This window comes from Legionella sp. PC997, assembly GCF_014109825.1.
Classification (GTDB): Bacteria; Pseudomonadota; Gammaproteobacteria; order Legionellales; family Legionellaceae; genus Legionella.
In genome coordinates, this window is sequence record NZ_CP059576.1 from 2105390 (window position 1) to 2127028 (window position 21639).

The window sequence follows — 21639 nt, forward strand, 5'->3', positions numbered from 1 at the left end:
CTCTTTAGTAAAAAAATGAAAGATTGAGTTCCACTCATCTTTCCCCCAACAAATAATTAAGCACGGTACAAACGCTCATTAATTAATTTTAATACAATATTAAACACTTGTACAATGGATAATCTGGTTGTATCAATTTGCACTGCATCATCCGCAGGCTTCAATGGCGCATGCGCACGAGCAGTATCCCTAACATCACGCTTAGCCAATTCTTCTACAACCTGCGCGAGGCTAACATTAATTCCCTGTTCTTTCAACTGTAAATAACGTCTATTTGCTCTTTCTTCTTCATTAGCATATAAAAATATTTTTAAAATAGCATCAGGAAAGACTACGGTGCCCATATCTCGACCATCAGTAACGAGTCCTGGATATTGAGCAAAATTACGCTGTCGCTCGAGTAATGCATGTCTAACTTCTTGAATCGCAGCAATTTGAGATGCATCTTGTCCGCATTGCTCACTTCGAATTTCCGAACTGATGTTTCTTTCATCTAAAATAGCTTGCGACCCATAATCAGCAGAAGATTCAAAACGTAAATTTAGTGAACGCGCAAGTGTAGTTAATTTATCTACATCATGAAAATCAATTTCATTCTTCCTAGCGGCATAAGCAAGAACACGATAAATAGCACCACTATCAAGCATATTCCATTTAAGATGTTTCGCAAGTAATTGACATAAAGTGCCCTTTCCAGTGCCGCTTGGTCCATCTAGGGTTATAACAGGTACTGCATCATTGTACATTATTAACAGATTCCTCTATTTGTAATTGAAGCTCCTTTGCCGTTTGCACAAACAAAGGAAATGAGGTAGCTACATTGACACAATTTCTAATAGTAACAGGTTCTTTAGCTACAGCCCCAGCAATTGCAAATGACATAGCAATACGATGATCGTCTCTGCTTTCAACAGTACCTCCTTGTAAGGTCCCTCCCTCGATTAGCACGCCATCGTCTAATGCATTTGCATGAATACCTAATTCATTTAGACCCTCAACCATTGCAGCAATCCGATCACTTTCTTTAAAGCGTAGCTCACTTGCACCATGCAGCGTAGTTTGTCCTTGCGCACAAGCAGCGGCGATAAAAATAACAGGGAACTCGTCTATTGCAAGGGGTACCATTTTTGGATCAATATTAATTCCTTTCAATGGTGCATACTGAACGCGTAAATCAGCCACCAATTCTTCTCCAAGTTGTCGCTGATTTAAAAGGGTAATATTAGCCCCCATTTCCAATAAAATATGCAGTATTCCAGTACGGGTTGGATTAATACCTACATTTCGAATGAGAATATCGGAGTCAGGAATAATAGTAGCTGCCACAATAAAGAATGCTGCGGATGAAATATCTCCAGGAATATCTATCTCAGTACCCACGCATTCGCTCTTGGAGTTAACCATTAAAGTATTACCACAGCGGTGAACAGGATAAGAAAAGTTTTTTAGCATAAGTTCTGTATGGTCACGGCTCACCCCTGCTTCTGTGATTCGTGTCTCTCCTTCAGCATAAAGGCCAGCCAATAGAATGCATGATTTAACCTGGGCACTTGCTTCAGGCATTATATAGTGAATTCCTTTCAGTTTTTTGCCTCCTTTAATTGTTATAGGAGGTTTTCCATCTACGGTAGTAATATCGGCACCCATTTGTGTTAATGGTGTACTCACCCTCATCATCGGTCTTTTTAATAAGCTCTCATCCCCTGTTAATTGACTATCAAAAGATTGAGCAGCTAATAATCCTGCGAGCAGACGAATGCTGGTTCCAGAATTTCCACAATCAATAACGTGATCTGGTTTTTTCAATCCATGCTTGCCCACTCCATAGATTACGACTTGTTGTTCATCAGGGCCTTCTATTGTAACTCCCATTGCTTGGAAAGCTTTTAGGGTTGCCATGCAATCAACACCATCAAGAAACCCATTGATGATTGTTGTTCCCTTAGCTAAAGAGCCAAAAATAATTGAACGATGTGAAATCGATTTATCACCAGGTACAGTGATCTCACCTTTAATTGACCTAACAGGTTTACTAACAAAATTAAGTACTCTCACTAACTATTTTCCTTTGCAAATTCAGACATGAACTCTATAAGCGCATCTACCCCAGCCATAGGCATTGCATTATAAAGACTCGCACGAATACCACCCACGAGTCGGTGTCCCTTCAAAGCATATAAACCGCGTAGCTGAGCTAAATGTAAGAATTCATCCTCTAATGTAGCATTTTGGAGGGAAAAACAGACATTAACTATAGAACGAACTTCAGGATCTACATGAGTAGTATAAAAATCGTTGTTGTCCAAATATTGATATAATTTACCTGCCTTTTGACAATTAAGCCGGTATATTTCTTCAACTCCGCCTTGTGCTTTTATCCAATTAAACATTTTATCCGCTAAATAACAATTAAATACGGGTGAGGTCGCATAAAGCGAATGATGCTCGGCTTGAATTTTATAATTTAACATGGTTGGCACATAGGGTGTGGGTATTTTTTCTAATAAATCATCCCTAATAATCACTATGGTTAATCCTGCGTTTGCGATATTTTTCTGGGCTCCAGCAAAAATTAAATCAAAATTTTTGACATCTATAGGTTCGCTAAGCAAAGCAGACGTCATATCAGCGATTAATGGAATTTCTTTAGTTTTTGGAACAAAAGGGAATCGCACCCCATTCACAGTTTCATTTGGAGTATAATAAATATAGGTTGTATTTTCTTTTAAGTCCCAACTTCTTGGATCAGGAATGGTTTTATAACCATTTTGTTCATCACTGGCAATACAATATGCTTTTTTCAAATGTTGTGCTTCAGAAAAAGCCATCTGTGACCAAACCCCAGTGACCAGATAACCTGCCTCATCTTTTGGCCCTAAAAGATTCATTGGAATCATGGCAAACTGAGTACGGGCAGCTCCCCCCAAAAATAAAACATGATAATTTGAAGGGATAAAGAGTAGTTCCCTTAAAGATTGTTCTGCACTGGATAAAAGAGCTGTAAACTCCGGACTACGATGTCCAACTTCAAGAACAGAAACGCCAAGATTGTTCCAATCGAGAAATTCTTCTTGTGCTTCCTTAAGAATAGTCTCAGGAAGCATTGAAGGACCCGCACCAAAATTATAGACTCGAGTTGTCATCGCCATTTTCTTCAATTTCAGTTATGTCATCAGACTCATTAGAATCCTCAGAATCCTCGCCCAAATCTTCAATTTTTTGCATGCCCACTACTTTTTCCCCTGGGCTAACATTAATTAGGCGAACACCCTGCGTATTCCTACCAATTACGGATAACTCATCAACCTTAAACCGGACCAGGGTACCCTTATCGGTAATCAACATGGCTTCATCTGCATCTGTAACTTGCACGGAACGGACCACTTTACCATTACGCTCACTAACCTGAATGGAAATGACACCTTGTCCACCTCGTCCAGAAACCCGATATTCCTCAATGGAGGTACGTTTTCCATATCCATTTTCGGTTGCAGTCAATATGGTTCCATCTGAATGAGCTACAACTAGAGATATTACTGCTTGCTTCTCTTCGATGCGGATACCTCGTACTCCACGGGCAGTACGGCCCATGGGTCGTACTTTACTTTCATCAAAACGTACCACTTTACCTGCATCGGTAAATAGCATGATATCTTTACTACCATCTGTAATATCAACCCCAACTAAACTGTCGTCTTCATCGAGATCCACAGCGATAATTCCATTAGATCTGGGTCTACTAAATGCATTTAAAGGAACTTTTTTAACCGTTCCTTTTTTAGTAGCCATAAAGACATAATAACCTTCTTGGTACTCTCTGACAGGTAGCATGGCATTGATTTCTTCGCCTTCAGCAAGTGGTAATATGTTAATAATGGGACGACCCCTAGAGATACGACTGGCTAAAGGAAGTTGATATGCTTTTAACCAATAAAGTTTTCCGAGGTTAGAGAAGCAAAGCAATGTGTCATGCGTACTTGCAATCACTAAACGAGAAACAAAATCCTCATCTTTAACGTTGGTCGCAGATTTACCCTTACCACCCCTACGTTGAGCTTGATATGCAGTTAGAGGTTGGTATTTTACATAGCCTTGATGCGATAGAGTGACTACTACATTTTCTTCAGTAATTAAATCTTCAATTGTCAAATCTTCTTGGGAGGCAGTGATTTCAGTACGGCGTTCGTCACCAAACTGAGTTTTTATATCTATTAACTCATCACGTATTACTTGCATGAGTCGCTCTGGAGAAGCCAATATTTCCAACAGCTCGCGAATTAACTGCAATAATTCCTCAAACTCACCTAAAATTTTATCTTGCTCTAATGCAGTTAAGCGATGAAGTCTTAATTCAAGAATAGCTTGGGCTTGAGCCTCTGATAATTTATATCCATCAGCTCCTAACCCAAATTCAGCAGCCAAATCATCAGGCCGTGATGCATCAGATCCAGCTCTCTCCAGCATTGACTTAACCATACCGGGTTGCCATAGCTTGGCAAGCAATGCTTCTTTAGCATCTTGAGGGGTTGGTGATTTTTTAATCAAATCAATCATTTCATCAATATTTGCTAAAGCAATTCCCAAGCCTTCTAATAAATGGGCGCGAGCACGTGCTTTCTTTAGATCAAATAAGGTTCTTCTAGTTACAACTTCTCTTCGGTGTTTAATGAAATACTCAAGAATTTGTCTCAAATTCAACGTGCGTGGTTGACCATCAACTAAGGCAACCATATTAATTCCAAACACATTTTGCATTTGGGTATGAGCGTACAAATTATTTAAGATAACATCAGCAACCTCATTACGCTTTAACTCGATAACGACTCTCATACCTTGTTTATCAGACTCATCTCTAAGTCCAGAAATTCCTTCAATTTTTTTATCTCGCACCAACTCAGCAATACGCTCTACTAAACGCGCTTTATTAACTTGATAAGGAAGCTCGGTAATAATAATGGCTTGGCGTCCTGAATCTTCATCGGTTTCAATTTCTGTGCGTGCCCTAATAATTGCGCGCCCTTTTCCTGTGCGATAGCCTTGTATAATTCCAGCCCGACCATTGATAATTGCAGCTGTTGGAAAATCTGGCCCAGGAATAATTTCCATAATGTCATCTAAACTTAGTTCTGGGTCATCAACCAGAGCAATGCATGCATTAATTACTTCAGTAAGATTATGGGGTGGAATATTCGTCGCCATACCTACAGCAATACCGGAAGAACCATTAACCAATAAGTTAGGTATACGTGAAGGCAAAACTACAGGGGCAAACTCTGTCTCATCATAGTTAGGACTAAAATCTACAGTTTCTTTCTCGAGGTCCGCTAATAAAGCATGGGCTACCTTAGACATTCTTACTTCGGTATACCGCATTGCCGCAGGTGCATCGCCATCTACAGAACCGAAGTTACCCTGACCATCAACCAAAAGATAACGCATTGAAAAAGGTTGTGCCATACGAACAATGGTGTCATAAACTGCGGTATCGCCATGTGGATGGTATTTACCGATTACATCCCCTACAACACGTGCAGATTTTTTATAGGGTTTATTCCAGTCATTGCCTAATTCACTCATTGCGAAAAGTACGCGTCGATGAACTGGCTTCAAGCCATCGCGAACATCAGGCAAAGCCCGCCCCACAATAACGCTCATCGCATAATCTAGATAGGATTGTTTTAATTCATCTTCGATATTAACTGGCAAGACTTCTTTAGCTAGATAAACCATAGTTTGGACGTATCCTTGACGATAAATTTTAATGATAAAGGATACCATACAGACGAATTTAATTAAATCATCTACACTAAAATGTACCTCAAGTACTGCATAACATGCAGTATCCTCCTAGGACAAGGGATAAAATGTACGGTAAATTTTAGATTCTCATCTCAACATAGATAAATTTGTTACTTTTTTACTGTTATTCTTTGAAATTCTAACCCATAATAAAATTGACTGTAAGTGCTCATTTTGTATATAGTGCCACGCACAAACAAACGAATCCTTTTCTCAGGAGAAGCAATGACAAAAAAAACAGCGAAACTTAGCCTTGAAGGGCAAGAGCCACTCGAATTACCAGTATATACACCTACGTTAGGAAATGATGTGATTGATATCACACAACTAGGTGCGCGTGGCGTTTTTACCTTTGATCAAGGTTTTTTATCGACTGCCTCCTGTGAATCTAAAATCACCTATATTGATGGTGAGAAAGGGATATTACTCTATCGAGGCTATCCAATCGAACAATTAGCCGAGAAAAAAGATTTTCTGGATGTAAGTTATCTTTTACTCAATGGCGAACTACCTAATGCCGACGAAAAGAAAAAATTTGTTAATTTAATTAATAACCATACCATGGTACATCAACAAATGTATCAATTTTTAAATGGTTTCCGTCGTGATGCGCATCCAATGGCAATTATGGTTGGAATGGTTGGGGCTTTATCTGCCTTTTATCATGACACCATGGATTTAAATAATGCGGAAGACCGATTTATTTCTGCAATTCGCATGGTTGCTAAAATGCCGACTTTTGCGGCAATGAGTTATAAATACTCAATAGGATTACCCTATATATACCCACAAAATAAAATGTCTTATGCTGAAAATTTCTTGCATATGATGTTTAGCGTTCCGACTGAAGAATCAACTCCTGATCCAGTCCTTGTACGCGCCATGGATACAATCTTTATTTTACATGCTGATCATGAGCAAAATGCATCTACCTCCACTGTTCGTCTCGCTGGATCAACAGGAGCGAATCCTTTTGCATGTATTTCTGCGGGAATCGGTGCTTTATGGGGGCCTGCTCACGGTGGTGCGAATGAGGCCTGCCTCAACATGCTTAAAGAAATTGGAAGCGTTGATCGCATTCAACATTACATCAAACGCGCAAAAGATAAGGATGATCCGTTCCGATTAATGGGATTTGGTCACCGTGTTTATAAGAGCTACGATCCCAGAGCAAAAGTAATGCGCCAAACCTGCTATGATGTATTGGAAGCAGTAGGTGCAAAAGATGCTCCATTATTCAAACTTGCGATGGAACTTGAACGTATTGCTCTTGAAGATGATTATTTTATTGAGAAAAAACTCTACCCCAATGTTGACTTTTATTCAGGCCTGACTTTAAGTGCTATAGGAATTCCTACAAATATGTTTACAGTGGTCTTTGCTCTAGCTCGTACTGTTGGTTGGATGAGTCATTGGATGGAAATGGTTGCCACTAAATCAAGAATTGGTAGACCACGCCAGCTTTATACTGGTGAAAAAACAAGAAATGTTCCTTAGTATAATTAACTGGGTGTGGGTTTTCCAAGGACCATGCACCCAGGATCACTCCAATTCTCCAGCTCTGGTAATGCTAGGTTACACAACCTAATTTAGACTTTATCTTTTTATTTTTTGTAAAGCCTGCCGCCAACCACGATATTCTTGCTCTACCTGCTCCAAAGGCCTTTGCGGTTTAAAGGATTGTTCTACATCCCAAATTGCATGCAGTTCATCCAATGAATTAAAAATTCCGCACCCCAAACCCGCTAGTATGGCTGCACCTTTTGCAGTGGTTTCAATATCTTTAGGTTTTTGTACCTCTAATTGACACTGATCTGCTAAAAATTGTAAAAACCACCGATTAACTGCCATTCCACCATCAACTCGCAATAGTGATAAATCCAATTGGCTGTCCTCTCTCATACAAAAACAGACTTCGCGTGTTTGATAACAAACCCCTTCTAATGCTGCGCGGGCAAAATGCGCTCTATGAGTGGATAGACTCAAGCCAACAATGGATGCTCCAGGAGCGGATAACCAATGTGGTGCACCTAAACCTGTAAATGCTGAAACTAAATAAACTCCCTCATTTCCATATAAGGAGCTTGCCAGGGCCTCAGTTTCATCAGAACTTGTTATTAATTTCATTGAATCGCGTAGCCATTTGACTGTGGTACCTGCATGATAAATACTACCCTCTAACCCGTATACTGTTTTTCCTTGAATTTTATAAGCAATTGTTGTTAGAAGTTTATGTTGAGATAATACGGGTTTATTACCTGTATTAAGTAATAGAAAGGCACCCGTACCAAAAGTTGCTTTTACCATTCCAATTTTAAAACAGCCTTGGCCAATTAAAGCAGCTTGTTGATCTCCCGCAACTCCCGTAATAGGTAACTCATTGCCAAGCCATTGCTTATCAATAAGCCCAAAACGACTATCACTAGCGCAAACCTTCGGTAAAACTGACTCGGGTATTTTAAAATAATCCAGTAGCTCTAAATCCCATTGCTCTTTTTTAATGTTAAAAAGCATCGTTCTCGATGCATTAGTCACATCGGTTAAATGCAAATGCTCGGTAGTTAAACGCCAGATTAGAAAGCTATCAATAGTACCAAAAGCTAGATCACCTTTCTTTGCAAGCTCATTTGCTTCTTGATTATTCTCTAGAAGCCACTTTAATTTTGTTGCTGAAAAATAAGGATCGGGAATTAAACCGGTCTTTTCTTGAATCATGGGTGCATCAATCGCCAGAGTATTGCAATATTCGGCTGTTCTGCGGTCTTGCCATACAATCGCAGGAGCAAGACATTTGCCTGTCCTTTTATCCCAAATTACAGTAGTTTCCCTTTGATTTGTTAAACCACAACATAGTATTTGATCTGCTGGAACTTTTGTGACTACATCGCGCATTGCAGTTAAGGTTTTTTGCCATATTTCTTCTGGATCATGCTCGACCCAGCCTGCTTGAGGATAATATTGAGTGAGCGGATATTGACTACTGGCAACTAACCCACCACAAATATCATATATCATGGCACGGGTACTACTCGTTCCTTGATCAATTGCAAGTAAATAATTCATTGTTGCAGAGTTCCTTGTCCCAACTATTAGTGTATATTGATAGTGTATACTTTTTTTCTGGAGACCAAAACATGAATTCGGTTTTTGATGTTGCAATTATTGGCGGCGGCATCAACGGCTGTGGTTGTGCTGCAGATGCAGCATTAAGAGGATTATCCGTGGTACTTTTTGAGCAGGATGATCTAGCCTCGAAAACATCTTCCAGTAGCACCAAGCTTATTCATGGTGGATTAAGGTATTTAGAAAACTTTGAATTTGGCATGGTTAAAAAAGCAATTAATGAACGACAAAGACTTTTAGACCTTGCACCCCATTTAGTACATCCCCAACCCCTGGTTCTCCCCTATGAAAAACACATGCGTTCTGCTTGGTTTTTGCGTTTAGGGTTATTCATTTATGACCATTTAAGCGGTAAAAATCGTTTACCTAAATGCAAAATGATTTCTAGGAAAAGTAAAAAGGAATATTTCTCCTCCCTTATCGATAAACTGAACATGGGTTTTCTATTTTATGACGCAGTTACTGATGATGCTCGTTTAACTATTGTTAATGCCCTACAAGCCAAAAATCATGGAGCTAGCATACGAACTCATTCAACAGTAATTCATGCTGAAGTAGTCAATAACTTGTGGAAATTAACAATACAGCCTAAAACAGGTTCAAATTACACCCTCTATGCTAAATCAGTAATTAATGCAGCAGGACCATGGGTAAAATCAGTAGAAGAGCTCACTAATATTCCCGATCGGAAAAAAATTAGTTTAATTAAGGGAAGTCATATTATTGTACCCAAAATTTATGAGGGGAATCACGCCTATGTATTACAACATCAAGATAAACGTATTATCTTTGTCATCCCTTATCATGGGTTTAGTATGATAGGCACAACCGATATCCCATTAACAGAAAATCCTAATGAGGCTAGGATTAGCAATCAAGAAATTCATTATTTAATAGATCTGGTTAATTCATATTTTAAATGCACGATATCTGAAAAAGATATTTTCTATACTTGGAGTGGCGTTCGTGCCTTGCTTGCTCAAGAGAGTAAGGAAGCCAGAGCCTTAAGTCGCGACTATTCCTATGAGGTCCACCTTAAACCTGCACCGATCGTTACAATTTATGGCGGTAAAATTACTACTTATCGTCAATTAGCGGAAGAAGTTATAGATCAGCTTAATTCAATTTTTCCACAAATTGGTTCTTCACTTACAGCCTCAACTCCCCTCCCCGGGGCCATTTTGGACAATATGAATTTTGCGCAATATGTAGATTATGCTCAAAAGAAATATAATTGGATGGATCCAAACTTACTTAATCGTTATTTATATACATATGGAAGTCGAATGGAACTATTTCTTGCTTCTTGTAAAAATCAAGAATCCTTAGGAAAGAAATACTGTACATACCTGTATCAAGTTGAGGTTGATTATTTGATATTGGAAGAGTGGGCTCAAAACTGCGATGATATACTCAAACGAAGAACCAAACTCGATTTAATAATTGATGAAAAAGGCAAGAAAGAACTCGCTACCTACTTATCACGAGTTACTTCTTTTCCTGCTGTTGAAGTTCCGCTTTTATTGCACTAACATCAACTGCTACTGCTTGTTCAACCAACTCTTTTAAAGTCGAAGCTGGCATACTGCCAGCATTTGAATAAATGACTATTCCTTCCTTGAATACCATCAGATGAGGAATCGAGCGTATTTCAAAGAAATCAGCCAATTGTTGTTCGACTTCAATATTAACTTTCGCAAATTTTATATTTGGAAACTGCTCAGCCACCTGCTCATAAACCTTAGAAAACTGTTTGCAGGGAGCACACCAGTCAGCCCAAAAATCAATGAACACAATGCTATTTTGGTCAATTAAAGATTGAAATTCTGCACTGGCTACATTGAAGCTGGTCATATTGCTTCCTTAATTTCGATCGACTTAACAATTTTTTGAAAAACGTCGTCTACATCACCAGTACCGCAAATACTATGAAACTCTGGAGCACTAGGATCACCACCTTCAGCCCATGATTTATAATAGTGAACTAGAGGTGCAGTTTGACTGCGATATACTTCTAAACGTTTTCTTACTGTCTCTTCTTTATCATCTTCACGTTGAATTAAAGGCTCACCAGTAACATCATCTATCCCCTCTCGTTTAGGAGGATGGTTTTGAACATGATAGACTCGACCTGAAGGGAGATGGATTCGACGTCCACTAATTCGCTTGATAATCTCTTGATCATCTACAGCAATTTCAATAACGTGATCTAAATAAATTCCAGCTTGTTTCAGGGCATCTGCCTGAACAATTGTTCTAGGAAAACCATCAAAAAGAAACCCGTTAGCACAATCACTTTTTTTTAAACGTTCTTTAACTAATCCAATAATAATCTCATCGGATACTAGACCACCTGTTTCCATAATTTTTTTAGCACTTTGTCCTAAGGGCGTTCCCTGTGCAATAGCTGCACGCAGCATGTCACCAGTGGAGATTTGCGGAATTTGATAACGTTCAATCAAACGCAAAGCCTGGGTTCCTTTTCCTGCACCCGGCCCACCCAAAAGCATTAATCGCATTAAAAACTCCTTAGTGATCTATATCAGTTTTAATAACTGTATATATTATTACTTATTAACCTATAAAAATTCAAATGCAGCCCTCGATTCAATTATCAATCCAAAGCCGCTACCTTTCTAATTTTAAAACCAAAATCGTGATTTTAATGATCTTTTACACGAATTGAGTTGCATTGCGTAAAGTTGAGAACGTGCTTTCACTTTACGTGCAACAGGAATTAACCACGATTTTCTCAAATAAGTTCTACGTTGATAGCCACCTATACCTTCATGATAGGCCAAATATAGCGCATAAGCATCTGTGCGAGGAATTCTTGCTTTTTTATAAGCCTCATTCGCATACCAACCAATAAAATCAACACCATCAGCAAAATTATCACGGGAAGCAAACCATCCCCCACAATTTTGTTTGTAATGACTCCAGGTCCCATGTAATGCTTGGGTGTACCCATATGCTGACGAAGGTCGTTTCCAAGGAATGATACAAAAGAGTTTTTTCCGTGGTGGCCGAGCTCGAGCATTAAATTTGGATTCCTGATGGATAATAGCCATTTGGACGGGAATAGGAACCCGCCATCGACGCTCAACATCCTTAGCACTTCTATACCACTTTGGATGCTGTCTAAATATACTGCATACGTTGTTTATATCTGCAGGGGGATGACTAACACACGCAGTAAGAAAAAAAGTAAACAACAAAAAAACGATGCGTAACTTCTTAATTTTTAATAATGCGTCCATGAGCAACCAAACAATAAAAAGATCATTTTAACAAATTTGCTAACTACAATCTACGCCTGCATTATTTTCGTAATAACTTCTAAACATAAAACTATTACTTCCCAACTTCACCCCATGTTAAGATATAGATTCATTTAAATAAGTAAGCTGAACGATGACCATTCTTGTATTCGATATAGAAACAATTCCTGATGTTGAGGCTGGCCGTAATTTATACGACTTACATGGACTATCAGATAAAGATACGGCACAAGCAATGTTTGCCTTGCGTCGAGCAAAGGTAGGTAATGATTTTTTACCCCATTATTTACAAAGAATTTGTGCTATTTCTTTGGTAATGAGTCATGGTTCACAAGTAAAGGTTTGGTCTTTAGGTGATGAATCCTCTGATGAAAAAGAGCTAATAACCCGATTTTTTTCCGGAGTAGACAAACATACCCCAACTTTAGTTAGTTGGAATGGCAGTGGCTTCGATTTGCCTGTGCTGCATTACCGCGCATTGTTGCATGGAATTCCCGCTCCCACCTATTGGGAAAATGGTGATAATCAACAGCATTTTCGTTGGAATAATTACTTGAGTCGATTTCATTACAGGCATCTCGATCTTATGGATGTGATTGCAGGATACCAAAATAAAGCGTTTGCTCCCCTGGATGAAATCTCGAGCATGCTTGGATTCCCAGGAAAAATGGGCATGAGTGGTTCTAAGGTATGGGAGCAGTATTCATTAGGTCAACTAAAAAGTATTCGTGATTATTGCGAAACAGACGTACTCAATACATACTGTGTTTTTTTACGTTTTGAGCTAATGCGCGGGGTAATTCAAAATGAAGAATATCATCATTTATTGGAGTTGCTAAAAACTTATTTAAGCTCTGAACAAGAGAAAAAACATCTTCAAGAATTTTTGAGTAATATGAAATAACAGCAATTCTCGCCTAGGGGCGGTAGAGCGAAAGACTCGCATCCGAGTACAACCAGAGACCTCCTCTCTATAACACCGGGTTATGATTGGAGATCCTGGTGGCGCTCTATCTATGCTACATACCAGAATTACCAATTTTTAAACTTTAAACGGTCTATGACCGTCAAAAGAAGCTTCCAACTTATCTTCATTAATAATAACAAGGGCTTTCTGATATGCATCGCTTTGCAAATGATCCAGAGTTTTTACAAAACGTTCTGCCCCTAATTTTTCATACTCATCCCGACTTACTGATTTTGCTTCATTCGCTAATTGGGTCCATGACCATAGGGTAATCCACCACTCGACAACTGGCTTATACGCGGTATACCACGCCAATATTGAATCTGAAAGCCTATCCTTGCCAAAGTATGCGGTTAAATAAACTAATTCTTGCTCCTTACTAAGCTTTGCCTCTATAGAAAAATAAACAAGATCCCATATAAAATCGTTGTTGCTTGAGTATTCCCAATCAATTTGATAAATTTTTTCTTGTCTTTTTGTTCCCTCAGGGACCCTCAAATAGTTTAAAGGGGTCGAATCATTATGACAGGGTGACATTTCGATCTTATAGGACGAAAATAATTTTTTTAGATAAGCCATTTTCTCTATGACAAATTCTACTTTCTGAGGAAAGATAAAATTTTTAATTTTTAATTGTTCAAATAGTTGTTCATTACGTTCAAATACAGCAGTCTCATTGTCAAATGGTTCTGAGGTATGTAGTTTTTTTGCCATACACGCTAAGGTTTGTAATATTTCAACTCGTTGTAATGTTCCTTTATCTAGATTCTGCGCATTCTCTATGAATTGGGTGAGTTGCCATCCACTCGCGCCATCGTGTTCTATAGGCACATTTATTCCTAACAGAGAGGTCTTACGGGCGTTTTTTGCTTCGTGCTTACGCGATACCGAAAATAATGATACATCTCCTGGAATGCGTAATACCCACCGGGGAGGTTTTTTGCTTTCCACAAGGTCTGGATCGATCCCAGGAATTTTTGAGAGAAATTTGGAGTAATCTTGCTCTATTTGTACTCTATAAACAATATTTGTCATTCCACCTGACATTAATTTCAATCTTAATACATCGAGCCCAACTTTAGAGAACACTGGAATCTGTTGAATCATTGGCAATAAACTCATGTATTTTTGAGTTAAATCGACCATTTTTTTCCATTTATGATTTACCAATGACGCCTTGAACTGCGAAGTTGGATCAAGTAGACTAAGGATGTAAATCATTAAATGTTCATTAATTCTCGGTTTGCCACTATCTTCGCCAAAAAAATGCCATTTCATAAGATTATTTTGAAAATTGAACATCAAACGAGTATATAAAATTTAGACACAGATTTACAAGACAGCACACTTAAAGAAAAAAATAAACAACAAGGGCTCCTGCTATGACTGACCCCCTTATTCCTATAACAAAAAAACAGGCGCTTATATTTACCTGTTTTTTTGTCATGTATGAGTTTCTAACTTATATAGCAAACGACATGATCATGCCGGGCATGATTCAAGTTGTTCGTTCTTTTGATGCACCGGAATCTGTGGTAGCTACTTCTTTAAGCGTTTATATACTCGGAGGCGCGAGTTTACAGATCTTCTTAGGCCCCATATCCGATAGCTATGGACGCAGGCCGATGATGCTTCTTGGTGCATTTCTATTTTTTATTTTTACTTTATTTATAGCGTGCTCCAATTCAATGAATCAATTTTTAATTGCGCGTTTTTTCCAAGGTATGGGATTATGCTTTATTGGTGTAATCGGTTATGCGACGATTCAAGAAATCTTTGAAGAAATGGATGCGATTCGCTTAATTGCAATTATGGCGAATGTTGCAATTCTCGCCCCATTACTTGGCCCTCTTATTGGAGCGCTGGTAATCCATTACACTTCTTGGCGCTACATATTTGTGACCATTGCGCTAAGTGCTCTTGTCGTATTATGGGGATTATGGCGCTATATGCCTGAACCAATAGGTCAAATCAAGAGGAATGGTCAATTAATTCCAAAAACTAAATTCTCAGCAAACAAAGTGCTGCAGAACTATAAAGATTTGTTTACTAATAAAGCATTTTGTTTTGGTACTTTAGCGGCAGGTACAGTGGGTATTCACTGTATTGCTTGGATTGCGTTAGCACCCATTATTCTTATTGTTGAGGCAAAACTTACAGTAATTCAATATGGGCTTTGGCAACTTCCCGTATTTGGCGCTACCATTTTAGGCAATTGGTTTTTACATAAACTGACATATAAATACAGTATTAAACAAATAGTTTTTCTAGGTTGTATTATTCTGATTGTGGGAGCATTTTTAACTTCTTTGCTTCCTTTTTTGTTCGGGAATGCTTATTATTATTTGCTTCCTGGAACGATTATTTATTTTTTTTCACTGAGCATAATCAATGCGCCTTTAAACAGATACTGTCTCTTTGTAACCCCTGTAAGCAAGGGTACAGCTTCAGCTCTTGTTAGCCTGTGCGTTATGGTTGTAGGCGCGATAGGAACAGAAGGAGCTAACCTATTCTATAAGCATCATAATAATCTTCATTTTGGACTTTATTGTAATGCAATCGAGCTTATCTTCTTGATATTTATAGGATTAACTTTTCTACCTAAAAATCCGATTGCGGATGGGACTAAATAATCAGGCATAAGAAACCATGCTTTTAAATATTGATTTCGCAAGCTTGATTGGACTGACTTGAATTTTTATAAAATTCATATTAAATCTATTAAGTTATCCGATACACTATTGCCAACACCCATTCTTAAGGATAAGACATGCTAAAGACAATCCAGATATCCTCTTTATTAATTGCAACCGCATTGTTCTCTACTGTTTCGGCAGAAACATATAGAGTCCCCGCCACAAAAGATACCGTAACTCTTGGTCTTTTTTCACTTGATAAAAAACCTGCCGTTAAAGTTCACTCTGGGGATTCGGTGTCTTTAGAGACTTGGAACAGTTGCTTGCATGAAATGGTCTTTAATAAAACCACACCGGCTGAAATTGCAAAATTTTATACAAAATATGACATTCAAAAAAGACGGGGTATGCATAGCTTAACCGGCCCTGTTTATATTGAAGAAGCAGAGCCAGGAGATGTTCTCGAAATTCGAGTTTTAGATATCAAGTTAAATGATTTTGGATACAATTTTTTAAGTCCCACACAAGGTATTTTATCAGAATTTACGAAACCACGAATTATGTACTTCAAATATAATAAAGAGAGAAATACCACCGAATTCTCCAAAGGTATTTGCTTACGCCTAAAACCCTTTCCGGGAGTTATCGCGGTAGCCCCACCCAAGGATTGGCCTGATGGCTGGCCCGTGAATTTAGAAACGCATATGGGACAACCTGTTCCAGGACAATTCAACTCCGTCCCTCCAGGTCCTTTTGGAGGAAATCTCGATCAACCCAGTCTGCAAACAGGATCCATTCTTTACCTACCCGTTTTTCAAAAAGGTGCTTTAGTTTGGACCGGTGATTCCCATGCGATGCAAAGTAATGGAGAAATTGATGTCACAGCACTCGAGACTTCTTATGAAGGTATCACCCTGCAGTTTATTGTAAGAAAAGATTTAAAAGCCGAAGGAGTATTTGATAAAACCAAACGAAATGGTAGTAACTTATTCACCTGGCCTATTGTTGAAAACGCGGATGAATGGATAATAATGGGTTTACATGAAAATCTATTTGAAGCGATGCAGCTTGCCTCTAAGAATGCAATTGACTTTTTAGTGCGTACTCAAGGGTTCTCACCACAGGAAAGTTATCAGTTTTTAAGTATGGTGGGAGATTTCAAAATTCCTGAAGCAGTTAATGTTATTAAAAACGTAGCTGTTCATATTCCTAAAGAAGCTTTCATACAGAATGGAAAGATGAGCACGCTGAGCTCTGAAGGCAAGTTTCCTCTCTCAAGGCCTAAGAGCAATGAGAATACAACATGTGTGCCCCAAGAAGGCAAAATTGTTGAATAACCTTTAGGGAAAATAAATGAATAAAATTTTAGTTTATTTATGCTTGTACTTTATGGCTTCAACGGCCTTAGCTACTCAAATTGTGCTTGATAATAAAACAAATTACCCTACAAAAAACAATCAAGGTAAAATTGCAGTACAATGGAAAGCATCCGCTGAGGCCATTCAGGAGAGTAATAGAGCTATTATCAATGGTTTCAAATTAGACTTAAGTTCCTTAATTATTCTCTCGCAACAAGGTCAAATCCCGCTCGGTCTACCTAATCAAGCCCATTACTTCAGAGTGCTTGTCTGGTCAACTGATAAAAAAGAGCCTGATTTACTTACGAACTGGGTCGATATTGTCCCTAATAAAACTTATACCCTAAACCAAGACCAACTTGCAGCTGCAATACTGGTATCTGGAGCTGGCTGTTAGCAATATAATCTTTTTAAGCTTGTGGACCATTTAGACTGCAAGCTTAAAAATTTCTTTCAAAAGGAATATGTTCCTACTTTCAATCCGTCTAATTAAGAATTCGATAAATTTTTTGTAACCGTTACTGTCTTTAAATGATTAAAAACTGCTTCATCATTTATTAATAACTCATGTTACGCACGATCAAGTTTAAGCAGCCATTTTTTTAAGCTCCTGCCAGGCAATCTGGTTCGCTCTAACAATCAATTTGTATTTAATGGCAAAGTGATTTAAATGAGTTTTTATCTTCAACATTTCCAGCTTGCAATAGACAATTATAGAGGTGATTTTTTTTAATCACCTCATATCCTATAGGTACACTGAAATCATCATAGCGGATCATGCACGATAGGATATTGATCCCCTTGAGCACAGTCCCTTTGGCATGAGAATAATGCCAGCAATTCACTTCATTCTCATCGGTATAAGGTATCTCTTCTATGGAATCATCAACTATCAATACCCCTCCAACTCCTTCTTGCCTCCTAACTGGCTTTTTTACATAGTGCCACAGTGATTTCCAGCCAAAATCCTCAAAACGAAGAAATCGAGTTACTTTATCATGAGCAAATGCTCCATCAACCAAATCAGACAGACCTGCTGCTGTCGCATATTTGTTTTGGAAAATCAAATAATCACTATAAAGATCAAGCATATCCATTTAATTCCCTCCCTAAAATTAAGGACAGAATTCTAATGCTTTTTATTCAAACTACAAGTTCATGTGCGTAACATGAGCAATTAAGAGCAATTCATTGGGCTGATAAACCATTCCTTGCTCAAGTGACTCTCTAAGTCCAGCAAGTGCGTCTGTTTTTGCTCCATATAATTTTCAAGCATGCGTGGCCCATAGGCAACATAGGTAACACCAGCGACAGACCGTGGCGAAACGATGGCCGAGAAATAACTATAACAAGCAAACTCAAAACCAAGACCAGAATCAGGCATCAAAGGAAAAAACTCCCCGAAATTAGAAAACTTAAACGTCCTGTGAAATGAATTCTCTTTATCTAACACGCTTTTTATGCCCGAGCAATGAATTTGTGCGTCGTAAGCAGTCATCTGCCGTTGTACATAACCCATCACTTTTCGCCAAAATAAGTCACGGTTATCCCAATTATCCAAAGCATCAAAGTTTTCGATATAAGCTTGATGCGCTGCGATTAAGTGCTGCAGATTAAAATGCTTGCCTTGGGTAATTTCTTTTTGACGGGTTATTTCTTTTCTAAATCCTTCAATCACGGAGTGACCATGGTCTTCATCATGGATAATGGCTAATGCAATGGCATTATAATAGTCTTTGAGCTTTTCTGCAGAAACCTCATCTTCAATGCCGTTGGGGAACTGCTCATGAAACTGTCTTAAGGCTTCTCCTTGTTCTATTAAGCCCTTGTCTTCTAACTTTTTAAAATAAGGAAGCATCATTTCCCACATCGGTTTATCTCCGACACCAATTGCAGCTTGAAACGCTGTTCCTATAATGGTTCTTCCAGAATAATCTACGGCTTTTGATTTAATCAAGAGCAACCCTGGATTTTGTTTTATCATGGCTAGGGCTTTATCTTTCTCACCCTTAACAACATGGGCTAATAGTTGTTGCGCCGCTTGTTGATTCAACTCGGAAAATACAACAGAGTGTAATGTTTTGGAGGTTAAACTAAGATTAGCTAAATCCTTGTTTGTAAAAAAACTTGGTTTAAATCCTTCTGAGTAGATTTGCAATTTGCTAAATAATTGTTCTAAAGTAAGTTCATCGGTAACATCAACACTTGAGCGGCGTTCTTCAGTACTTATAAAATCATCTCCATAATCCATGTCCGAATTATTTTTTACTGTTTGCTCTTCTTTTGAATACATCGCTTCACCTTGTATGACTATTAAAGAAGGCATAATGTATCACAAAATAATCGATGTGCGTGTTAATTGTTCCTTTTAATGGCTATTTCGCGCCAGCTTCTAATTAGAGGTTAAAATGTCAACAAGAAGAAAATACACGAAAGAATGCTTCTAATTGATATATTGATTGATCAACCTCGAGAGTATACTCTTCGTCACTACGCGCTGCGTCAACTAGGGTCTCAAACCAGAATTTTGTTTCTTCACTAACCTTTGATTGCAATAAATGAGTGAGAAAAAAACCAAGGTTGTCTTCATGCGGATCAAGGTTGGTATCATTAACTTCATTAAAAAGACCGTCAACGATTTCCCAATGGTGATTTTGCTCATCATACATGAGATTATTTTCGTGAATCTCCCAAAAAGTGAAATTTGGATCTTTAATCACTCATGTTACGCACGATCAAGTTTAAGCAGCCATTTTTTTAAGCTCCTGCCAGGCAATCTGGTTCGCTCTAACAATCAATTTGTATTTAATGGCAAAGTGATTTAAATGAGTTTTTATCTTCAACATTTCCAGCTTGCAATAGACAATTATAGAAGCGTAAATATGATTACACTGAGTTTTTACAGTTCGAGTGGGGGACTTAGTTAAGCTTGCATTTTGCTTAATTGATTTATGGTACTCTTCAATCCGCCACCGTTTCTGGTACACTTCATAAAGACGTTCGGCGCTACTTAGCATGTCATTAGAAACAAGATAGAGAATTCCTGTTGAACCGTTTTCGTTTTTGCACTTTTTTCAGGAGCCTCACGGGGAAGTCTAGGCCTCTAAGCCAGACTGTGTGGGCCACATCCTCTTCAAGTTCTAATGCTCTTACTTGTTGGTACCGTCCGTTTTTGGCATCGTTTTCAGACAAAGCTAACGTGCGGTTAGACTTAATCCCAATGATAAACGATTTTTGAAGGTCTTTATGGATGTGAACCATATTGGCCTTCGAGCCAAACCAGTTATCCGCTAGTACATAATCAAACATCACTTTATTGGTAATCGCTTGAGCAATCAAGTTTTGAAATAATTGATTTTTGGTTCTGGATGACTTTCTTCTCATTTGTCTGGTCTTAATATCACAATAGGTGATTTTTTTTTAATCACCTCATATCCTATAGGTACACTGAAATCATCATAGCGGATCATGCACGATAGGATATTGATCCCCTTGAGCACAGTCCCTTTGGCATGAGAATAATGCCAGCAATTCACTTCATTCTCATCGGTATAAGGTTTCTCTTCTATGGAATCAACTATCAATACCCCTCCAACTCCTTCTTGCCTCCTAACTGGCTTTTTTACATAGTGCCACAGTGATTTCCAGCCAAAATCCTCAAAACGAAGAAATCGAGTTACTTTATCATGAGCAAATGCTCCATCAACCAAATCAGACAGACCTGCTGCTGTCGCATATTTGTTTTGGAAAATCAAATAATCACTATAAAGATCAAGCATATCCATTTAATTCCCTCCCTAAAATTAAGGACAGAATTCTAATGCTTTTTATTCAAACTACAAGTTCATGTGCGTAACATGAGTTACAAGGATATTGTTTAGATTTTCCATTGGATTTAAAACCAGGGCTGGTAAGTAAAGGAGCCTCCCCTTTTTTATTCGAAGGATGAGGACGAAGGAATGTCGCAAAAAATGTTTTTGAGTCATTATGAATTTGACGATATATAATTAAGAATAAACCTACATGGTCTTTGCACTGGAGCCACCTTAACTTAAAGGTTACAGATGGAAAATGTTCGTAGATTTAAATTTTCAGTAAGTTCGCAGCATTTAAGTAACTTATTTTCATTTTATCTTCATCGTTCAATTGTACTGAATCCAACCATTGACTTGCTTTCAAATTATCTTCATAAGGATAGTCAACTGAAAACATTATTCTATCTGTACTCACGGTAGAAATTGCATGCATCAAAGAAGGAGTATCAAAAAAACCGCTTGTTGTTAGGAAGATATTAGTATTGAGATACTCTGTAATTGTTTTTTTACATTCAATTTTTTCACGCCAACCTTCTTCCTTTAGTCGATGATCAAGTCGCCAAGCCCAAAATGCAAGCATTTCCCCCATCTGACCAATGATAATTTTAAGGTTAGGATATCTATCGAAAAGTCCTGATAGCATTAAGCGCAAAACATGTT

At 38.2% G+C, this 21639-nt stretch carries 22 protein-coding genes; 6 read left to right on the forward strand and 16 right to left on the reverse strand.

Going from position 1 to position 21639, the window contains the following annotated elements:
• Positions 1-56: 56 nt before the first annotated feature.
• The 4 genes from cmk to gyrA are packed head-to-tail and all read right to left on the reverse strand — an operon-like array spanning position 57 to position 5730.
• Entirely contained in the window at positions 57-746 is a 690-nt protein-coding gene (cmk, locus tag HBNCFIEN_RS08985; protein WP_182390772.1) for a (d)CMP kinase, read from the reverse strand.
• Positions 736-2055, reverse strand: a complete 1320-nt coding sequence (gene aroA / locus HBNCFIEN_RS08990; protein WP_182390773.1) for a 3-phosphoshikimate 1-carboxyvinyltransferase — start codon at positions 2053-2055, stop codon at positions 736-738. Before aroA ends, cmk begins: the two co-directional genes overlap by 11 nt.
• Positions 2055-3143: a 3-phosphoserine/phosphohydroxythreonine transaminase gene (gene serC, locus HBNCFIEN_RS08995; protein ID WP_182390775.1), complete on the reverse strand. Its 1089-nt coding sequence runs from the start codon at positions 3141-3143 to the stop codon at positions 2055-2057. The genes aroA and serC overlap by 1 nt, the downstream gene beginning before the upstream one ends.
• Positions 3124-5730 (reverse strand): DNA gyrase subunit A, encoded by a 2607-nt coding sequence (gene gyrA / locus HBNCFIEN_RS09000; protein WP_182390776.1) that lies wholly within the window; start codon positions 5728-5730, stop codon positions 3124-3126. The genes serC and gyrA overlap by 20 nt, the downstream gene beginning before the upstream one ends.
• Positions 5731-6024: 294 nt before the next feature.
• Here gyrA and gltA point away from each other — a divergent pair, with 294 nt between their 5' ends.
• Positions 6025-7296, forward strand: coding sequence for a citrate synthase (gene gltA, locus HBNCFIEN_RS09005; protein ID WP_182390778.1), 1272 nt, complete (start codon positions 6025-6027; stop codon positions 7294-7296).
• A 99-nt stretch (positions 7297-7395) separates the two neighbouring features.
• Here gltA and glpK read toward each other — a convergent pair whose 3' ends face one another.
• On the reverse strand, positions 7396-8862 hold the full coding sequence (gene glpK, locus HBNCFIEN_RS09010; protein WP_182390779.1) for a glycerol kinase GlpK: 1467 nt from the start codon (positions 8860-8862) through the stop codon (positions 7396-7398).
• Positions 8863-8933: 71 nt separating this feature from the next.
• On the opposite strand from glpK, the gene glpD reads away from it, so the two are divergent.
• Positions 8934-10454, forward strand: a complete 1521-nt coding sequence (gene glpD, locus HBNCFIEN_RS09015; protein ID WP_182390781.1) for a glycerol-3-phosphate dehydrogenase — start codon at positions 8934-8936, stop codon at positions 10452-10454.
• Here glpD and HBNCFIEN_RS09020 read toward each other — a convergent pair.
• From HBNCFIEN_RS09020 to HBNCFIEN_RS09030, 3 genes are all read right to left on the reverse strand, one after another.
• Positions 10411-10776: a co-chaperone YbbN gene (locus HBNCFIEN_RS09020; RefSeq protein WP_182390782.1), complete on the reverse strand. Its 366-nt coding sequence runs from the start codon at positions 10774-10776 to the stop codon at positions 10411-10413. The two genes, glpD and HBNCFIEN_RS09020, sit on opposite strands and share 44 nt — an antisense overlap.
• Positions 10773-11441: an adenylate kinase gene (gene adk, locus HBNCFIEN_RS09025; protein ID WP_182390783.1), complete on the reverse strand. Its 669-nt coding sequence runs from the start codon at positions 11439-11441 to the stop codon at positions 10773-10775. The genes HBNCFIEN_RS09020 and adk overlap by 4 nt, the downstream gene beginning before the upstream one ends.
• A 123-nt stretch (positions 11442-11564) precedes the next feature.
• A complete protein-coding gene (locus HBNCFIEN_RS09030) occupies positions 11565-12182 on the reverse strand; it encodes a transglycosylase SLT domain-containing protein (protein ID WP_182390784.1) in 618 nt (205 codons plus the stop codon).
• Between the two features lie 154 nt (positions 12183-12336).
• Between HBNCFIEN_RS09030 and HBNCFIEN_RS09035 the strand changes: the two genes are divergently transcribed.
• Complete coding sequence (locus HBNCFIEN_RS09035) at positions 12337-13107, forward strand: 3'-5' exonuclease (RefSeq protein ID WP_182390785.1); 771 nt, start codon at positions 12337-12339, stop codon at positions 13105-13107.
• Between the two features lie 138 nt (positions 13108-13245).
• Here HBNCFIEN_RS09035 and HBNCFIEN_RS09040 read toward each other — a convergent pair whose 3' ends face one another.
• Positions 13246-14448 carry a choline/ethanolamine kinase family protein gene (locus HBNCFIEN_RS09040; RefSeq protein WP_182390786.1) on the reverse strand — a complete coding sequence of 401 codons (1203 nt, stop codon included), beginning with the start codon at positions 14446-14448 and terminating at the stop codon, positions 13246-13248.
• 104 nt (positions 14449-14552) lie between these two features.
• Here HBNCFIEN_RS09040 and HBNCFIEN_RS09045 point away from each other — a divergent pair, with 104 nt between their 5' ends.
• The 3 genes from HBNCFIEN_RS09045 (at position 14553) to HBNCFIEN_RS09055 (ending at position 17561) form a co-directional block, all read left to right on the forward strand.
• Complete coding sequence (locus HBNCFIEN_RS09045; RefSeq protein WP_182390787.1) at positions 14553-15803, forward strand: MFS transporter; 1251 nt, start codon at positions 14553-14555, stop codon at positions 15801-15803.
• Positions 15804-15940: 137 nt separating this feature from the next.
• Positions 15941-17143, forward strand: coding sequence for an acetamidase/formamidase family protein (locus tag HBNCFIEN_RS09050; protein ID WP_182390788.1), 1203 nt, complete (start codon positions 15941-15943; stop codon positions 17141-17143).
• A 16-nt stretch (positions 17144-17159) separates the two neighbouring features.
• A complete protein-coding gene (locus tag HBNCFIEN_RS09055) occupies positions 17160-17561 on the forward strand; it encodes a hypothetical protein (protein WP_182390789.1) in 402 nt (133 codons plus the stop codon).
• A gap of 253 nt (positions 17562-17814) precedes the next feature.
• Here the strand turns inward: HBNCFIEN_RS09055 and HBNCFIEN_RS09060 are convergent, their stop codons facing one another.
• The 7 genes from HBNCFIEN_RS09060 to HBNCFIEN_RS09090 form a co-directional block, all read right to left on the reverse strand.
• Positions 17815-18261, reverse strand: a complete 447-nt coding sequence (locus HBNCFIEN_RS09060; RefSeq protein WP_182390790.1) for a hypothetical protein — start codon at positions 18259-18261, stop codon at positions 17815-17817.
• A gap of 80 nt (positions 18262-18341) precedes the next feature.
• Positions 18342-19457: a hypothetical protein gene (locus tag HBNCFIEN_RS09065; RefSeq protein ID WP_182393664.1), complete on the reverse strand. Its 1116-nt coding sequence runs from the start codon at positions 19455-19457 to the stop codon at positions 18342-18344.
• Positions 19458-19575: 118 nt separating this feature from the next.
• Positions 19576-19833 (reverse strand): hypothetical protein, encoded by a 258-nt coding sequence (locus HBNCFIEN_RS09070; RefSeq protein ID WP_182390791.1) that lies wholly within the window; start codon positions 19831-19833, stop codon positions 19576-19578.
• A gap of 72 nt (positions 19834-19905) precedes the next feature.
• Positions 19906-20181, reverse strand: coding sequence for a transposase (locus HBNCFIEN_RS09075; protein WP_182390792.1), 276 nt, complete (start codon positions 20179-20181; stop codon positions 19906-19908).
• Between the two features lie 4 nt (positions 20182-20185).
• Positions 20186-20548, reverse strand: a complete 363-nt coding sequence (locus HBNCFIEN_RS09080) for a transposase (RefSeq protein WP_182390793.1) — start codon at positions 20546-20548, stop codon at positions 20186-20188.
• Positions 20545-20949, reverse strand: coding sequence for a hypothetical protein (locus HBNCFIEN_RS09085; RefSeq protein ID WP_182390794.1), 405 nt, complete (start codon positions 20947-20949; stop codon positions 20545-20547). Before HBNCFIEN_RS09085 ends, HBNCFIEN_RS09080 begins: the two co-directional genes overlap by 4 nt.
• Positions 20950-21247: 298 nt before the next feature.
• A complete protein-coding gene (locus HBNCFIEN_RS09090; RefSeq protein ID WP_255464176.1) occupies positions 21248-21622 on the reverse strand; it encodes an amidohydrolase family protein in 375 nt (124 codons plus the stop codon).
• Positions 21623-21639: the final 17 nt, after the last annotated feature.

Excerpts from the sequence above, each read along its gene's own strand:
- cmk (WP_182390772.1), bottom strand. The coding sequence starts at position 746 with ATGTACAATGATGCAGTACCTGTTATAACCCTAGATGGACCAAGCGGC.
- serC (WP_182390775.1), bottom strand. The coding sequence starts at position 3,143 with ATGACAACTCGAGTCTATAATTTTGGTGCGGGTCCTTCAATGCTTCCT.
- gyrA (WP_182390776.1), bottom strand. The coding sequence starts at position 5,730 with ATGGTTTATCTAGCTAAAGAAGTCTTGCCAGTTAATATCGAAGATGAA.
- gltA (WP_182390778.1), top strand. The coding sequence starts at position 6,025 with ATGACAAAAAAAACAGCGAAACTTAGCCTTGAAGGGCAAGAGCCACTC.
- glpK (WP_182390779.1), bottom strand. The coding sequence starts at position 8,862 with ATGAATTATTTACTTGCAATTGATCAAGGAACGAGTAGTACCCGTGCC.
- glpD (WP_182390781.1), top strand. The coding sequence starts at position 8,934 with ATGAATTCGGTTTTTGATGTTGCAATTATTGGCGGCGGCATCAACGGC.
- HBNCFIEN_RS09020 (WP_182390782.1), bottom strand. The coding sequence starts at position 10,776 with ATGACCAGCTTCAATGTAGCCAGTGCAGAATTTCAATCTTTAATTGAC.
- adk (WP_182390783.1), bottom strand. The coding sequence starts at position 11,441 with ATGCGATTAATGCTTTTGGGTGGGCCGGGTGCAGGAAAAGGAACCCAG.
- HBNCFIEN_RS09030 (WP_182390784.1), bottom strand. The coding sequence starts at position 12,182 with ATGGACGCATTATTAAAAATTAAGAAGTTACGCATCGTTTTTTTGTTG.
- HBNCFIEN_RS09035 (WP_182390785.1), top strand. The coding sequence starts at position 12,337 with ATGACCATTCTTGTATTCGATATAGAAACAATTCCTGATGTTGAGGCT.
- HBNCFIEN_RS09040 (WP_182390786.1), bottom strand. The coding sequence starts at position 14,448 with ATGAAATGGCATTTTTTTGGCGAAGATAGTGGCAAACCGAGAATTAAT.
- HBNCFIEN_RS09045 (WP_182390787.1), top strand. The coding sequence starts at position 14,553 with ATGACTGACCCCCTTATTCCTATAACAAAAAAACAGGCGCTTATATTT.
- HBNCFIEN_RS09050 (WP_182390788.1), top strand. The coding sequence starts at position 15,941 with ATGCTAAAGACAATCCAGATATCCTCTTTATTAATTGCAACCGCATTG.
- HBNCFIEN_RS09055 (WP_182390789.1), top strand. The coding sequence starts at position 17,160 with ATGAATAAAATTTTAGTTTATTTATGCTTGTACTTTATGGCTTCAACG.
- HBNCFIEN_RS09060 (WP_182390790.1), bottom strand. The coding sequence starts at position 18,261 with ATGGATATGCTTGATCTTTATAGTGATTATTTGATTTTCCAAAACAAA.
- HBNCFIEN_RS09065 (WP_182393664.1), bottom strand. The coding sequence starts at position 19,457 with ATGTATTCAAAAGAAGAGCAAACAGTAAAAAATAATTCGGACATGGAT.
- HBNCFIEN_RS09070 (WP_182390791.1), bottom strand. The coding sequence starts at position 19,833 with ATGTATGATGAGCAAAATCACCATTGGGAAATCGTTGACGGTCTTTTT.
- HBNCFIEN_RS09075 (WP_182390792.1), bottom strand. The coding sequence starts at position 20,181 with ATGCTAAGTAGCGCCGAACGTCTTTATGAAGTGTACCAGAAACGGTGG.
- HBNCFIEN_RS09080 (WP_182390793.1), bottom strand. The coding sequence starts at position 20,548 with ATGAGAAGAAAGTCATCCAGAACCAAAAATCAATTATTTCAAAACTTG.
- HBNCFIEN_RS09085 (WP_182390794.1), bottom strand. The coding sequence starts at position 20,949 with ATGGATATGCTTGATCTTTATAGTGATTATTTGATTTTCCAAAACAAA.
- HBNCFIEN_RS09090 (WP_255464176.1), bottom strand. The coding sequence starts at position 21,622 with ATGCTATCAGGACTTTTCGATAGATATCCTAACCTTAAAATTATCATT.